This is a genomic window from Kribbella sp. CA-294648, from assembly GCF_050943845.1.
Taxonomy (GTDB): Bacteria; Actinomycetota; Actinomycetes; order Propionibacteriales; family Kribbellaceae; genus Kribbella.
Genome location: NZ_CP191981.1, coordinates 6323967 through 6337524 on the forward strand (window position 1 = coordinate 6323967; position 13558 = coordinate 6337524).

Here is a 13558-nt window from a genome sequence, read left to right on the forward strand (position 1 = left end):
GGAGGTAGTCGGCCTCCGCTTTGGCTGCCACGCTCGAGGCGGCGGCTGGAAAGCGCAGTCCGGCCACTACCTCCTGTCGTTCGGCACACTCACAGCCGGATTCGGCGGAGGAACTCCTGGGTGCGGGGTTCTCTGGGGTGTTCCAGGACCTGCGACGGTGGGCCGACCTCGAGGGGGCGGCCGTGGTGGAGGAAGCAGACCTTGTCTGCCACCGAGCGGGCAAACGTCATCTCGTGGGTGCATATCAGCATGGTCATGCCCTCTGCTTTGAGTTCGGTCAGCAGATCCAGCACCTCGCCGACCAGCTCGGGATCGAGGGCCGAGGTCACCTCGTCGAGGAGCATCAGCTTCGGGGAGTTGACCAGGGCCCGGGCGATGGCGGCTCGTTGTTGCTGCCCGCCCGACAGCTCGTCAGGCTTGGCCGACGCCTTCGACGCCAGGCCGACGCGGTCCAGCATCTCCAACGCCCGGGTGCGCGCGACGTCCCGGCGTACGCCGTGGACGCGGATCGGGGCCAGCGTGACGTTGTCCAGCACCGACAGATGCGGGAACAGGTTGTAGGCCTGGAAGACGATGCCGATCCCCGAACGCACCCGGTCGGTGTCGACGCGGGGGTCGGTGATGTCGGCGCCGGCCAGTTCGATCACGCCGTCGTCGACGGTCTCCAGCAGGTTCACGCAACGCAGCAGCGTCGACTTGCCGGAGCCGGAGGCACCGATCAGGACGACGCACTCACCCGCCTCGACCTCCAGGCTGAAGTCGTCGAGCACCAGGTTGGTCCCGAAGGACTTCCGCACACCGCGGATCGACAACAGGCTCACACCACACCTCCCCCGGCGCCGTACCAGCCCTGTCGCCGCGCGACCCAGTCGGTCAGCCTGGTCAGCGGGATCGTCAGCGCGACGAACAGCAGCCCGGCGACGACGTAGGGCGTGAAGTTGAAGTCCTCGGCGGTCTCCAGTTGCGCCGCGCGGATCGCGTCGATGACACCCAGTACGGCGATCAAGCCCGAATCCTTCTGCAGTGAGACGAAGTCGTTCAGCAGCGGCGGCAACACCCGACGAACCGCCTGAGGCAGTACTACGAAACGCAGCGTCTGCCGATGCGACAGCCCGAGCGAGCGCGCCGCGGCGCGTTGCGACGGGTGGATCGACTCGATTCCCGCGCGGAACACCTCAGCGACGTACGACGAGTAGGTGAGCACCAGGGCGGCCCCACCCCAGATCACCGCCTGGTTGGGCAGACCGCGCAACTGCAGCGCCGGTACGCCGAAGCCGAGCAGGAAGATCACCAGCAGCAACGGCAACCCGCGGAAGATGTCGGTGTAGGCGGCGGCGAACATCCGCAACGGGAAGAAGATCGGCCCGCGCAGCGTGCGCATGATCGCCAGCGTCAGACCGAGAATCACGATCAGGACGGCGCAGACGAGCATCACCCTGATGTTCAGCCACAACCCCTGGGCGACGACCGGCAACGCCTCCAGGCCGCGATCGAAGTCGAAGAACGTCGACCGCACCCGCGGCCACCCCGGCGTCGACCCGACGCCCAGCACCACCAACCCGACCAGCACGACGGTGCTGATCCCGGCGATCAGTCCAGACCTGACAGTTCTCTGCCGCCGATACTTCAATCGCTCCTGCTGGAGGGCCGACGGTTGCCAGTCGCTCACGAGAGTTCCGGGGCGCCTTCTGCGGTCAGCCACTGCTTCTGGAGGTTGGCCAGCGTGCCGTCAGCGCGGAGCGCGTCGACTGCCTGCGACACGCACGGTGTCAGCTTCGAGCCCTTCTCCAGCACGAACCCGAACTGCTCGGCCGCGCCGCCGGCCGGCAACTGGCCGACGATCTTGCCCTTGTCGAGCTGCGCCGCGGTCATGTAGAAACCGGTCGGCAGGTCGACGACGATCCCGTCGATCTGCTTGTTCTTCAGCGCCTGCACGGCCAGGTCGTTGGTGTCGAACACGGCCGGCTGCTGCTTCGGCTTGATCACGTCGCGGAGCGAGGTGTAGCTCGTCGTCCCGACCTGCGCACCGAGCTTCGCGTCGGCCAGCTGGGCGATCGTGGTCGCCCCGGCGATCTTGCTGCCCTCGGTGGTGACGACGGTCTGCCGGACGTCGTAGTACCCGGTGGAGAAGTCGACCGCCTTGCGCCGGTCCTCGGAGATCGAGATCTGGTTGACGTCCAGGTCGAACTTCTTCGGCCCGGGCGCGAACGCGGCGTTGAACTGCACGGTCAGCCACTTCACCTCGGCCGGCTCGAACCCGAGCTTCTTGGCCACCGCATAGGTGACGGCCGACTCGTACCCCTTGCCGTTGGACGGGTCGTCGCCCGAGAACCACGGCTCGTACGCCGGTTTGTCGGTGCCGACCGAGAACGTCCCAGCGGTCTTCAGCGCAAGCTTGTCCTTGCTGCAGGCATCAGCCGACGCGGGCGGCGCCGCAGTACCGGCAGAGTCATCTTCGGGCGCGCACGCGGCCAGTCCGACAACAGCGAGAGCGGCCACGACGGCCAGGGCAGAACGAGCAGTCATGGCAGCAGCGTAGAGCGCCGCCTTCGCTGTTACTCAGACTCCCCAGCAGGTGGACTGTCGGCGTGGCGATGCACCACCTTCCACTCGCCGTCCTCCCGCCGGTAGATCTGGGTGGCGCGCAGCGTGTACTCGCGCGGTTCACCATTCACCGACGCCTTGGTGTGCTCATAGCCGACCGTGTAGGCCAGATCCCCCACCACGTCGGCGACCAGCAGCTCGAACCGGTACGACGTGCAGTCGCTGAAGGTGCTCTCCAGCCGATGGAAGACCTCCGCAATCCGGTCGGCGCCCGTCCCAGACATCCAGGCACCCAGCAACGACACCGGCTCCTGGGTCGACCAGATCTCGAACCGCGGCCCGGCGTCACCGTTGTGGGTCGCCACCTCCGCGTCCCGCAACCGCGTCCCCACCCACTCCAGAAAATCGTCTCGATCGCTCATCGCCCCGCCCCCTTGTCATCGATTGAACCTCCCCGCGCGGACTTTGTCACCGCTGCCGGTACTGCGTGGGGCTGTGGCCGGTGTGGGCTCGGAAGCGGGTGGAGAAGTAGAGCGGGTTGGTGAAGCCGACCTCGGTGGCGATCGAGGCGACGGGGCGGGCGGTGAGTTCGAGCAGCCGGGCGGCGGCGTCGAGGCGGCGGCGTTCGACGAACTGCTGGGGAGTGACGCCGAGCTGGCTGCGGAAGAGGTGGGCGAAGCGGGAGACCGAGAGGTTGCTGGTCCGGGCGAGCGCGGCGATGGAGAGATCGGCGCGGAGGTTGCGGTCGACGTACTCGATGGTGCGGAGCAGGCGGTCGTCGATCCGGGCGGCTTTCGGGTTCTGGGTGTCGCACCAGAGCAGCGCCGCTTCGAGGGCGTTGAGGCTGAGCAGCTCGCCCTGGGGCAGGACGCTGTCCTGGTGGCGGACCGTTTCGGACAGGGCGTGGGCGATCCGCTCCGCCGCGCTCGGGCTGGGCGTGAGCTGGAGGATGCCGGGGGCAACGGACGGCCAGTCGAGCAGGGGCAGCCAGTCCGGTCGCGGGTGGAAATGGGCGAAGAGGAAATGCCAGCGACCACCGGCCGTCCCGTAGTCCTGCAGGGTGCCGGGCCGGATCAACGAGGTGACGCCCGGACCGGCATGGATGCCGCCGCCGAGACTGCCGAGGCCGTCGAGGGTGTGGAGCAACAGCCAGTCAGTCGTACCGCGGCGGCGGTAGGTGGTGTAGCTCGGGCCCTCGTCGAACTCGCCCGCCAGTAACCGCCGGACCGTCGGGGTGAAGGAGTCCGGCCTAGCAGGATCTCGAAGGTTCACAGCTCGATAGGTTATCCCGCCGCCGGCTCCTTCCGGCGATCCTGGAGACATGACCAGCACACTTGCAGAGGTTTACCAGCGGGACGGGATCGTGCAGGTCCCGGGACTGCTCACGCCGGCCGAGATCGAGAAGATCAAGGCTGCTTACATGGCTCAGGTCGCGATCGACCATTCGCTGGCGATCGACGACAAGGTCCCGGCGGAGGACCCGCTGGCCACGTACCCGCGGTTCGTCCACCCGCACCGGCGGACCGAGGTCGAGGCCGGCCGGCTGGCGCTCGAGTGGATGCTCGACAGCCGGATCCTCAATGTCGTGGAAACCCTGATCGGGCCTGCCCTGGCGGCCCAGTCGATGTTCTACTTCAAGCCGCCGGGCGCGCGCGGACAGGCGATGCACCAGGACAACACGTTCCTGCGGGCGCACCCGGAGACCTGCCTGGCCGCCTGGATCGCGATCGACGACGTGGACGCGGAGAACGGCGGGCTCGCGGTGGTTCCCGGTTCACACCAGGTCGAACTGGTCTGCCCCGAGCAGGCCGACCTGACCGAGTCGTTCACCAACGCCGAAGTACCGATCCCCGACGGCATGAGCAAGGTGCAGACGCGCATGAAGGCCGGCGACGTGCTCTTCTTCCACGGCAGCGTCGTGCACGGCTCCCGGCCGAACACCAGCGCCGACCGGTTCCGCCGCTCGCTGATCTTCCACTACATCCCGGAGGACAGCACGGAGATCTCCGCCTTCTACAACCCGCTGATCCGCCCGGATCGCCGGACCACCGTCATCCCCGAGGCCATCGGCGGCGGCCCCTGCGGCGACTACGCGACCGCCGAGCCCTGAGCCCTACTCACATACCCCAGGCCGACGGCACCTCCGGCCAGCACCAGTACTGCGACCAGCAACGTCCACACCGGATACCGAGGTTCGAACGCGAGGTCCCGCGCCTGACTCTCGGCGGCGGCCGCAAGCAAAGCGGCCGCCAACGCGAGTGCGATCACCCCAAAACTCATCGCCAGTACCCGGACCACGATCGACCCGGCCGACACCTTCCACTCGGGCATCGCGAACCGCAACCGCGACCCCGCCGCCGGCGGCCGCGTGCCCCACTCGTCGAGCACATGGCCAGGCAGCATCGCGCCAAACCCTTGTACTGCGGTCACCCCGCGAACCAGCGACTCAGGAGTCAGCCCCTGCTCGTCATAGGCGACGAGCGCGTCACCGGTGACCACCAGACCGAGCGGCCGCGCGTCGAGCAGAATCTGCATCGCCCGCGGCTGCAGCATCGCCATCAGATAGCGCGAGTCCTCCCCCAGTACGTCGAACGACCGGTTGAACTCCGCACTCTCCAGGTCAAGGTCCGACCGGGTCAGCGCGCGACCCGGGACGACCTGCAGCCAAGGCAGCGCCTTCGGCAACCTGGCCCCGACGAACACGGCCAGCCGGCGACGACGGCACAGCACCCCGCGCCATTCGAGCCACCGCACCTCGAAGGCGGCGCCGTCCGGCGTACGGATGACGTTGCGGACGACCCAGCGACGGCCGACCGGCAACGGCAGCGCAGTACCGGGGAGAACGAGGTCGGGTGGGAGTTCGCGGTACGCCGTCCAGCCGCGTGCCTGGGCCGCGTCGGCCAGCGCCCGGGTGGTTGCCCACGGCCACGAGTAGCCGAGCAAGAGGATGCCTAGGGCAAGCAGAATCAGAAGCGGGAAGAGCGCGATCGCCAGGAAGGTGGCGCGGGAGCCCGCGTCGTACAGGCTCCAGACGATCCGGGCGGCGACGCCGGCGATCACGACGACCGCGATCCATCGGCCGACTCGTGCCGTGCCGACTGACAGACCGCTGAGGAGAGCGATCACGGGCAGGCCGAGGACCGCGAACATGACCATGTTCGACGTCCACCACGGCCAGTCGGCGCCGACCAGGTTGGGCATCAGGATCAGGGCGATGCCCGTGGTGCACAGGATCAGTAGGTACGCGACTCCGAGCAGCTGCTCACCGAACGACTTCCTCCGCATGCCGCGGAGTCTGCCAGTTCAGACGGCGAACAGCCGGATGACCTCGGCCACCCAGTGCCGTGGCGGGAACGCCCAGGCGGCGGCCTCGGTCTCGTCGGCGTGGACGAGGAGCCGGTGCCAGGAGACCAAGCGGTGGACGACGTGCAGCGGGAGCGCGGCCTGCAGTTCGGTGCGGAGTACGTCGAGGGGTGCGAGATCGGTCCACTGCCCTAGGTAGGCGTCGGTGATCTCGGCGAGGCGTGGATCGTCCGCGGCCCAGCTGTCCGGGTCGTCGGGGTCGACCAGGGCGCCGCGGACACAGGACAGCGTCACGAACGGGTGGGCCCAGAGCGCGTCGCCGAAGTCGAAGAATCGGAACGGCGCGGTGGTGCCGGCCGCGAACACGTTGTAGGCGTGCAGGTCGTTCTGGTCGAGCGCCAACGGGATCGCCCCGGAGAACCGCGACCCCCAGGAGGCAAGGTTGTCAGCCGCCCGATGCAGCTCGCCGATCGTGTCGCCAGTCGCCTTGGGGGTGTCGTTGGCTTCGCCAGGGTGGTCACCGGCTTTGGCGCCCATCGCCAGGGGGTGGTCGCTGTCCAGCTGTGCGAACCAGTCGGCGATGCCGTGGACCGTGTCGCCGAGCCGGTCGGGGCCGATCGCGGTCAGCCCGCTCGCCAGCAAGGCCTGCTCGGCGGGGATCGTGTCGCGCTGCAGGCCGGCGTACTCGATCACCAGGCGGCGCCACAGCACCAACGGCTCGACCTGGGTCGGTTGGTCGCCAAGCGTCGCGCCCTGGTCGGCGGTGAGCAGCCAGCCGCGCGTGGGCTCGATGGCATGCGGGGGAATCACGTGCTGCGGGAGCTCGCGTGCCATCGCCTGCACCAAGGCGGCCTCGAAGGACTGGCCGGGGTTGTTCTCCTTGAACCAGTACAGGCCGTGGTCGGTCGGGTAGCACCAGACGGCCGCCCAGAAGCGGATCTTGTACGGAACCGGGTCTCCGGTGACGGCGATCCCGGTTGCGGCCAGTTGCGATCGCACCCAGGCATCGGCCGGCTCGAACCACTCGGCGCCCGTCCAGCGGCGTACCCAGTGGCCCTCGGCATCCTTCATCAGCGACCGCGGCTTCGGCGGCGTCCGGCCTTCCATCCCCGGAGCGTAGGTGCGGACCTGGGTGGTCCGCACCTCGATTAAGCGTTCGCGATCAAGCCCGGGAGTAGTCGCGGAAGCCGCGGCCGGTCTTGCGGCCGAGGTAGCCGGCGGTGACCAGGTGCTCGAGCAGCGGGGCCGGGGCGAACCCGGGCTCGCGGAACTCCAGGTAGAGAGTCCGCTGGATCGCCAGCGAGACGTCCAGGCCGACCACGTCGAGCAGCTCGAACGGACCCATCGGGAGCCGGCAGCCCAGCTTCATCGCGGCGTCGATGTCGTCGACCCCGGCGTAGTGCGCCTCGAGCATCCGGACCGCGTCGTTCAGGTACGGGAAGAGCAGCGCGTTGACGATGAAGCCGGCCCGGTCGCCGCACCGTACCGGGTGCTTGCCTGCGGCAACGGCCAGCGCGGCGACGGTGTCGGCCACCTCGGGCGCGGTGCTGACCGTGCTGACCACCTCGACCAGCTTCATCACCGGCGCCGGGTTGAAGAAGTGCAGGCCGACCACGTCGGCGGGACGCTTGGTCGCCATCGCCAGGTCGATCACCGGCAGGCTGGACGTCGTCGTGGCCAGGATCGTGCCCGGCTTGCAGATCTCGTCGAACGTCTCGAACAGCGCCTGCTTGACGCTGAGCTCCTCCACCACCGCCTCGATCACCAGGTCCACGGCGCTCAGGTCGTCGAGTTTCGCCGTACCGGTGATTCGGCGCAGAGCCTCGTCACGCTCCTCGGAGGAGAGCTTGCCGCGCTGGACACCCTTCTCCAGCGAGCGCTCCAGGCCGGCCCGGACGCGGTCGACCTTCTCCGTGCCGCGGGCGACGTACAGGACGTCGTACCCGGCCTTGGCGCAGACCTCGATGATGCCGACGGCCATCGTGCCCGAGCCGACCACGCCGATCTGCTTGAGCGGCCGGGTCGGCGCCGCGGCCGCATCGGCGGACGGGGTCAGGTCGTCCGCGACGACGACCGGCGAGTCGGGCGCCTCGTAGGTGTAGAAGCCACGGCCGGTCTTGCGGCCGAGCAGCCCGGCGGTGACCATCTGCTTGAGGATCGGAGCCGGCGCGTGCAACCGGTTGCGGCCCTGCTTGTACATCGTGTCGAGGATCTCGTACGCCGTGTCGAGGCCGATCAGGTCGAGCAGGGCCAGCGGGCCCATCGGGTAGCCGCAGCCCAGCCGCATCGCCGCGTCGACGTCCTCGCGGGTGGCGTAGCGCGACTCGACCATCGAGACGGCGTGGTTCAGGTAGCCGAACAGCAGCGCGTTGGCGATGAAGCCGGCGCGGTCGGCCGCGACCACCGGCACCTTGTCGAGGCGGCGAGCGAGCTCGAGCACGTCCTCGACGACATCCGGCTCGGTGACGACGGTCTTGATGACCTCGACGAACTCCTGCACGGGGGCGGGGTTGAAGAAGTGCATGCCGACGACCCGGCGCGGGCGCTGGGTGGCCACCGAGATCTCGGTGACCGACAGGCTGGAGGTGTTGGTGGCGAGGATGGCGTCCTCGCGGACCACCTTGTCCAGCGCGGAGAAGATCTCGCGCTTCAGCTCGAGCCGCTCGATCACGGCCTCGATCACCAGGTCGCAGTCGGCCAGCGCCTCGATCTCGGTCGCGAACGTGACCCGGTCGAACAACGCCTGCTGGTCCTCGACCGACAGCTTGCCGCGCTTCACCGCCCGGTCGGTCGAGTGCTGGATGTGCCCACGGCCCCGCTCGACCGCCGCCTCGTCACGCTCCACGCCGACGACGCTCAGCCCGTGCCGGGCGAACACCTCCGCGATCCCGGCCCCCATCGTGCCGAGCCCGACCACTCCCACTGTCTTCAGTTCACGCGCCATGGCTCGAAGTGTGCCAGTCACCACACTGGTCCGCACATGAGCTGTGTCACGAGCGTCGGGAACCTCACATCTCGTCAACGACCAGCGGGCGTCTGATCCAGTCGTCCAGGAGGCGTTCGTGGTCCGGCGTGGAGGCTAGGGCGGCGGCTATTGCTGGGGGGCGGACGTCCAGTACTGCGAGTTGCTGGGGGTCTAGCCAGACGGGGCGATAGGTGCCTGCTTTTGAGTGTGCTGGGCTTGTCAGCTCCTCGCCGGTGCCCGTGCCGAACTCTCCGCCGAGCGGCTCGGCTCGGTAGTAGTACTGGGTGCTGCCGCGGAAGTTGACCACTGCGACGAGGTCCTCCACCCGCACGATCAGGCCGAGTTCTTCGTGCGTCTCGCGGACGGCGGCCTCCGGTGGGGTCTCGCCGTCTTCGAGCTGCCCGCCCGGGAGGACGTAGTACGTGATGCCGTCCCGCACCCGCTCGATCGCCGCGACCCCGAGGGTGGTGAGCAGGACGATGCCTGCGCGGATCACGTTCGGCGGGCCAGGACGTAGTACCAGCCGCCGGGTGTCGCCTGTCCGTGCTGCCAGGCGAGGACGGTCCAGCCGCACTGCTCGAGGAGGTCGCGGTACTGGGTATCCCCCTCATCCCCTTTGTTGGTAGTGAAGGCGAGCAGGCGGGCCGACGCGTGCGCATTGCGGAACACGGTGGCCAGCTGTTCAGGGGTGAGGTCGAGGAACACGGCGTCGGCGAACACCAGGTCGTAGGGTCCGCCGAAGTCGTCGGTCAACGCGTCAGTACGGCGTACGCGATGCCCGCGTCGCTCCAGCTCGGCCGCTTCCTGGCCGGTGCCGAGCTCCAGCACGTCACCACCGGACCGCAGATGGGCGTCGATCAGGTCGAACAACTCAATCAGGTACGCCTTCGGACTCGGCTCCACCGTCCACCCGTCCCCCTCGTGCTCGATCACCGCGGGAAGGGCAATCCCGAGCTCCAACCCCGGCGCGATCACCACCACAGTCTCCCCGCGATGCTCGTCCGCGATCCCCCGCACCACTTCCTCCGCCTCACCGTGCTCTGGGAGGAGCGTCAACCGGACTCCGAGCTCTTCAGCAAGTTGGGTTGCCAGGGCTTCGGCGTCGCGCGTGGCATAGACAGCGGCGACGCGCTCGCCGGACAGTCTGTCCCGGGAGCCGGGTGGCAGCAGGATCAGGCGGGCCGGGCACATCAGGTTCACGGCCGGACGAACTCCAGCGCCTGTTCGGCGTACCCCGCCCAGGTCTCGGAGTGCTCCAGCGGCACGACCACCCATTCCGTCATCGGCCGCCCCATCCCCGGATCGAACGCCGCGGCCCCACTCAGTCTCAGCGCCTGCTCCCGCGGCTCCGGCGGCAACTTGAACGTCATCGCGTCCCCGAACAACCCCGCCAGCATCTTCTTCTCGATCTTCAGGCAGGGCATCCCGAACATGCTCCCCTCGACCACACCGGCCCCCGCCAGCCCCTTCGCAACCGCGTCGTACTCCAGCCGCGTCGTCAAACTGATCTTCGGCTTCATACCAACCACCCTCCCACCACCCCACGGCCTGCCGCCATGCAGGATGCGTGCCGGGTGGACTACGGTGCTGTGTCGTGCGCTTGGTGATAGCTCGTTGTTCAGTGGATTATTCCGGTCGGTTGACGGCTCATCTTCCGATGGCGCCTCGGTTGCTGATGGTGAAGGCGGACGGGTCCGTGCTGATCCACGCCGACGGCGGGTCGTACAAGCCGCTGAACTGGATGTCCCCTCCGTGCAAGCTGACCGAGGAAGAGGGCGTCTGGAGCGTCACGAACAAGGCCGGTGAGGAGTTGCGGATCACCTTCGAGGAGGTGCTCAGCGACTCGTCGTACGAGTTGGGGCTGGATCCCGGGCTGATCAAGGACGGGGTCGAGGCGCACCTGCAGGAGTTGCTCGCCGAGCACGTGCACACCTTCGGCGACGGCTTCACGCTGGTACGCCGGGAGTACCCGACCGCGATCGGCCCCGTCGACCTCCTCTGCCGCGACGCCGACGGCCGCCACGTCGCCGTCGAGATCAAGCGCCGAGGCGAGATCGACGGTGTCGAGCAGCTCACCCGGTACGTCGAACTGCTCAACCGCGACCCGCTGCTGGCACCGGTCCGGGGCATCTTCGCCGCCCAGCTGATCAAGCCGCAGGCCCAGTTCCTCGCCACCGACCGCGGCCTGGAGTGCGTCACGGTGGACTATGACGCACTCCGAGGCATGGAGTCGGACGTACTGCGTTTGTTCTGATCAGCAGGGCACCACCGCGTCGACGATGAAGCCCTGGGCGACAACTCCGCCGTCGGACGTCAACCGGACCGAGCCTGTCGGTGTGGTGATGCAGGGTGAGGTCGCACCGCGCCGATGGAGGCCGGTGTAGGTGGCCAGGGTGTTCCCGTTGCCGTCCAGCACGTACACGTAGTCGAAGTCTTCCTCCGTGTCGAGCAGGCTGAAGTGGAACGCGAAGCCGGCCGTGCCGTTGTTGTACGTCCACGTGCAGTCGGCGTTGTTGCCGTACGGATGCGGCGACTCGAACGGGATCTCGGCAGTCGCGTCACCGACACACGGCGGAGGCGGCGGCACGCCCGGCGTACAGCCGGAGTGGATGCCGACCGCGTCCCAGGCGGCCGTCGTGCCGGCCTCCGCGGTGGTGCCTGCGGCAACCGCCACCGTGGCGTTCCGGGCGTCGCACATGTTCGCGTACTCCGTCAGGCTGGTGAAGGCGGTGTAGAAGACCTGTGCCGCTGTCGCCAGACCCAGTGCCGGGACCGTCACGCCACAGTCGAGGGTGTGCTGGTGCGGGCCGGGGTCACAGCCGGCGTTCTTGCCGCCGTTGACCGCGAGGTAGTACGCGTGGTTCGGGATGCCACTGTTGGAGTGCACGCCGCCGCTGTCCGCGGTGGTGACGATGTACTCGCTGTAGTGGTCAGGATCCGCATCCTCCTGCGGGTCGCCCATGTTCCGGAAGCCCGGTGCGGTGTCGGGCGACAGGATGATGTCCTCACCGATCAGCCAGTCCGGAGCCGCCGCCGGGTCGAGCCCGCGGGCCGCGGCGTAGTACTCGGTCGTGTTGCCCATCATGTCGCTGAACGACTCGTTCAGCGCACCGGACTCGTTCTCGTAGATCAGGTTCGAGGTGAACTCGGTGACGCCGTGCGTGAGCTCGTGCGCGACCACGTCCAGACCGCCGGACAGCGGGAGACAGGTCTTGCCGTCGCCGTCGCCGTAGGTGACCTGCTCGCCGTTCCAGAAGGCGTTGCAGTACCGGTTCGCGTAGTGCACGGTCGAGATCATCCGCATGCCGTTGTTGTCGAGACTGTTGCGACCGAAGGTGCCGAGGTAGAAGTCGTCGGTCACGTTCGCGTAGTAGTGCGCGTCCACGCCCGGTGCCTGGCTCGGTGATCTCCACTTCGGCAGGTTGAAGTTCCAGTGGTCGTCGGCATCGGTCATGATCGTGCCGGGCTGGGTCGCGGTGTTGCCCGCGTCGTACGTCTCCTGCCGCGAATCACTCGACCGCAGGAAGTACGTGCTACCGATCCGCGTCGTGTCCAGCGTCTTGGTGTCGCCCTTGACGCCCGTGCCGTCCCCGTGCGCGACCGCGTCGTACTGCTTCTTCACTGCTCCGCTGGCCGCATCGACCCAGTGCACCCACCGGTGGTCGGCGCGCTGGTTGACGACCTCGTGGAAGAGCCGGCCGTCCCGTGGATCGATGCGCAGGCTCGAAGACCATTTCCCCGTACTGCCGATCCGCTTGGCCGCCACGCCCCGAGCTCCGGCGACCGTCACGGCCGCACTGTTCTTGACCTTCAGCCCTGGGAAGTAGGCGCCGATCACCGTGGTCGTCTTCCCGGCTTTGTCGGTCAGCACGGTCAGCTGACCACCGAGCACCTTGGCCGCACCGACCTGCTGCTGATAGCGAGTCTGCGTGCCTCCTCCGGCGACCTTGGCCGACCAGACCTTCACAACATCCTTCGGTACTGCGAAAGCGCGCGCGTCGGCCCCGGTGAGCGTGAAGGAGCCACCCCGGGCGAACGAGCCGGTCGATGTCGACGCCGCTGGCGACGACGGCTGGGCACTGGCGGTGAACCCACCGCCCGCCGCGATCAAAGCGGCGGCCGCGAGTACGGCGACCACAGCGGGGCGCTGATTGGCAGGGCGTTTCATGGCAAGGGACCCCTCCCGGTAGACGGCCACGAGCAGCGGGCCGGCCGACGTCCAAAGGTCCCCAAGAGTCGCCCCGTCACAGCCATTCGTACGCCCACCGATCTCCGGCTGCAAGGGGTGAGCCGGTTTCGACAGCGGGCGACGATCGGAGTAGTGTCCAGCCGCGTCACTGGTCTTCCCGGCTCTGTGAGGAAACCGTAAAGTGTGCCCGATTTCGGGCAGATAGTTGGCTTTGACCCTGGTTTGACTGCACAGTTGTCGGGTGATGAGTGAGGCGGCGGATCCCAGCGAAGACCTCGTTGACCAGATCAGCCGTACCACCGGACTGCCGCTCGAAGACGCCCGCCGGGTGGTCGCGGACGTGCTGGCGTACTTCACCGAGACGACCGAGCAGTACGTCCGGCGCCGGCACCGCGAACTGCAGACCTACGGCGCCCGCAACGACGAGATCTTCGCCGTGGTGGCCGCCGAACTGCGGCACTGGCCGGTCCGCTCACCCGAACTGTCGGCCCGCCAGCTGCGCCGGATCGTCTACGGCTGACAGCTGCTCAGGCGGCAGGTCGAGAACCCTGAACCCC

General features: G+C 68.3%; 15 protein-coding genes. 3 read left to right on the forward strand and 12 right to left on the reverse strand.

The genetic code is table 11. From position 1 onward, the window contains the following. Positions 1–89 precede the first annotated feature (89 nt). From ACQPYM_RS29815 to ACQPYM_RS29835, 5 genes are read right to left on the reverse strand one after another with little or no spacing between them, the layout of a single operon-like run. Positions 90–821 (reverse strand): amino acid ABC transporter ATP-binding protein, encoded by a 732-nt coding sequence (locus ACQPYM_RS29815; RefSeq protein ID WP_433007094.1) that lies wholly within the window; start codon positions 819–821, stop codon positions 90–92. Beyond that, positions 818–1669 (reverse strand): amino acid ABC transporter permease, encoded by an 852-nt coding sequence (locus ACQPYM_RS29820; protein ID WP_433007097.1) that lies wholly within the window; start codon positions 1667–1669, stop codon positions 818–820. The genes ACQPYM_RS29815 and ACQPYM_RS29820 overlap by 4 nt, the downstream gene beginning before the upstream one ends. Beyond that, positions 1666–2526 (reverse strand): ABC transporter substrate-binding protein, encoded by an 861-nt coding sequence (locus ACQPYM_RS29825; protein WP_433007100.1) that lies wholly within the window; start codon positions 2524–2526, stop codon positions 1666–1668. Before ACQPYM_RS29825 ends, ACQPYM_RS29820 begins: the two co-directional genes overlap by 4 nt. A gap of 29 nt (positions 2527–2555) precedes the next feature. After that, positions 2556–2966 (reverse strand): nuclear transport factor 2 family protein, encoded by a 411-nt coding sequence (locus ACQPYM_RS29830; RefSeq protein ID WP_433007103.1) that lies wholly within the window; start codon positions 2964–2966, stop codon positions 2556–2558. A gap of 46 nt (positions 2967–3012) precedes the next feature. Continuing rightward, a complete protein-coding gene (locus ACQPYM_RS29835; RefSeq protein ID WP_433007106.1) occupies positions 3013–3816 on the reverse strand; it encodes a helix-turn-helix domain-containing protein in 804 nt (267 codons plus the stop codon). 49 nt (positions 3817–3865) lie between these two features. Here ACQPYM_RS29835 and ACQPYM_RS29840 point away from each other — a divergent pair, with 49 nt between their 5' ends. Continuing rightward, positions 3866–4654 (forward strand): phytanoyl-CoA dioxygenase family protein, encoded by a 789-nt coding sequence (locus tag ACQPYM_RS29840; protein WP_433007109.1) that lies wholly within the window; start codon positions 3866–3868, stop codon positions 4652–4654. On the opposite strand, the gene ACQPYM_RS29845 is transcribed toward ACQPYM_RS29840, so the two are convergent. The 6 genes from ACQPYM_RS29845 to ACQPYM_RS29870 all read right to left on the reverse strand — a co-directional run bounded on the left by ACQPYM_RS29845 (position 4633) and on the right by ACQPYM_RS29870 (position 10332). After that, a complete protein-coding gene (locus ACQPYM_RS29845) occupies positions 4633–5829 on the reverse strand; it encodes a hypothetical protein (protein ID WP_433007112.1) in 1197 nt (398 codons plus the stop codon). The two genes, ACQPYM_RS29840 and ACQPYM_RS29845, sit on opposite strands and share 22 nt — an antisense overlap. An 18-nt stretch (positions 5830–5847) precedes the next feature. Beyond that, positions 5848–6954, reverse strand: a complete 1107-nt coding sequence (locus ACQPYM_RS29850; RefSeq protein ID WP_433007115.1) for a hypothetical protein — start codon at positions 6952–6954, stop codon at positions 5848–5850. Between the two features lie 55 nt (positions 6955–7009). Continuing rightward, positions 7010–8791, reverse strand: coding sequence for a 3-hydroxyacyl-CoA dehydrogenase family protein (locus ACQPYM_RS29855; RefSeq protein WP_433007118.1), 1782 nt, complete (start codon positions 8789–8791; stop codon positions 7010–7012). Positions 8792–8855: 64 nt separating this feature from the next. Continuing rightward, positions 8856–9308, reverse strand: a complete 453-nt coding sequence (locus tag ACQPYM_RS29860) for an NUDIX domain-containing protein (protein WP_433007121.1) — start codon at positions 9306–9308, stop codon at positions 8856–8858. Then, entirely contained in the window at positions 9305–10003 is a 699-nt protein-coding gene (locus ACQPYM_RS29865; protein ID WP_433023419.1) for a class I SAM-dependent methyltransferase, read from the reverse strand. Before ACQPYM_RS29865 ends, ACQPYM_RS29860 begins: the two co-directional genes overlap by 4 nt. A gap of 5 nt (positions 10004–10008) precedes the next feature. Then, entirely contained in the window at positions 10009–10332 is a 324-nt protein-coding gene (locus ACQPYM_RS29870; RefSeq protein ID WP_433007124.1) for a hypothetical protein, read from the reverse strand. 74 nt (positions 10333–10406) lie between these two features. Here ACQPYM_RS29870 and nucS point away from each other — a divergent pair, with 74 nt between their 5' ends. After that, a complete protein-coding gene (gene nucS, locus ACQPYM_RS29875; protein WP_360286151.1) occupies positions 10407–11066 on the forward strand; it encodes an endonuclease NucS in 660 nt (219 codons plus the stop codon). Here nucS and ACQPYM_RS29880 read toward each other — a convergent pair whose 3' ends face one another. After that, positions 11067–12980, reverse strand: coding sequence for a M4 family metallopeptidase (locus ACQPYM_RS29880; RefSeq protein ID WP_433007127.1), 1914 nt, complete (start codon positions 12978–12980; stop codon positions 11067–11069). Between the two features lie 265 nt (positions 12981–13245). On the opposite strand from ACQPYM_RS29880, the gene ACQPYM_RS29885 reads away from it, so the two are divergent. Continuing rightward, complete coding sequence (locus ACQPYM_RS29885) at positions 13246–13521, forward strand: hypothetical protein (protein WP_360286154.1); 276 nt, start codon at positions 13246–13248, stop codon at positions 13519–13521. The last annotated feature ends 37 nt before the right edge of the window (positions 13522–13558 follow it).

Excerpts from the sequence above, each read along its gene's own strand:
- ACQPYM_RS29870 (WP_433007124.1), bottom strand. The coding sequence starts at position 10,332 with ATGAAGCCGAAGATCAGTTTGACGACGCGGCTGGAGTACGACGCGGTT.
- ACQPYM_RS29855 (WP_433007118.1), bottom strand. The coding sequence starts at position 8,791 with ATGGCGCGTGAACTGAAGACAGTGGGAGTGGTCGGGCTCGGCACGATG.
- ACQPYM_RS29840 (WP_433007109.1), top strand. The coding sequence starts at position 3,866 with ATGACCAGCACACTTGCAGAGGTTTACCAGCGGGACGGGATCGTGCAG.
- ACQPYM_RS29880 (WP_433007127.1), bottom strand. The coding sequence starts at position 12,980 with ATGAAACGCCCTGCCAATCAGCGCCCCGCTGTGGTCGCCGTACTCGCG.
- ACQPYM_RS29885 (WP_360286154.1), top strand. The coding sequence starts at position 13,246 with ATGAGTGAGGCGGCGGATCCCAGCGAAGACCTCGTTGACCAGATCAGC.
- ACQPYM_RS29850 (WP_433007115.1), bottom strand. The coding sequence starts at position 6,954 with ATGGAAGGCCGGACGCCGCCGAAGCCGCGGTCGCTGATGAAGGATGCC.
- ACQPYM_RS29825 (WP_433007100.1), bottom strand. The coding sequence starts at position 2,526 with ATGACTGCTCGTTCTGCCCTGGCCGTCGTGGCCGCTCTCGCTGTTGTC.
- ACQPYM_RS29865 (WP_433023419.1), bottom strand. The coding sequence starts at position 10,003 with ATGTGCCCGGCCCGCCTGATCCTGCTGCCACCCGGCTCCCGGGACAGA.
- ACQPYM_RS29830 (WP_433007103.1), bottom strand. The coding sequence starts at position 2,966 with ATGAGCGATCGAGACGATTTTCTGGAGTGGGTGGGGACGCGGTTGCGG.
- ACQPYM_RS29845 (WP_433007112.1), bottom strand. The coding sequence starts at position 5,829 with ATGCGGAGGAAGTCGTTCGGTGAGCAGCTGCTCGGAGTCGCGTACCTA.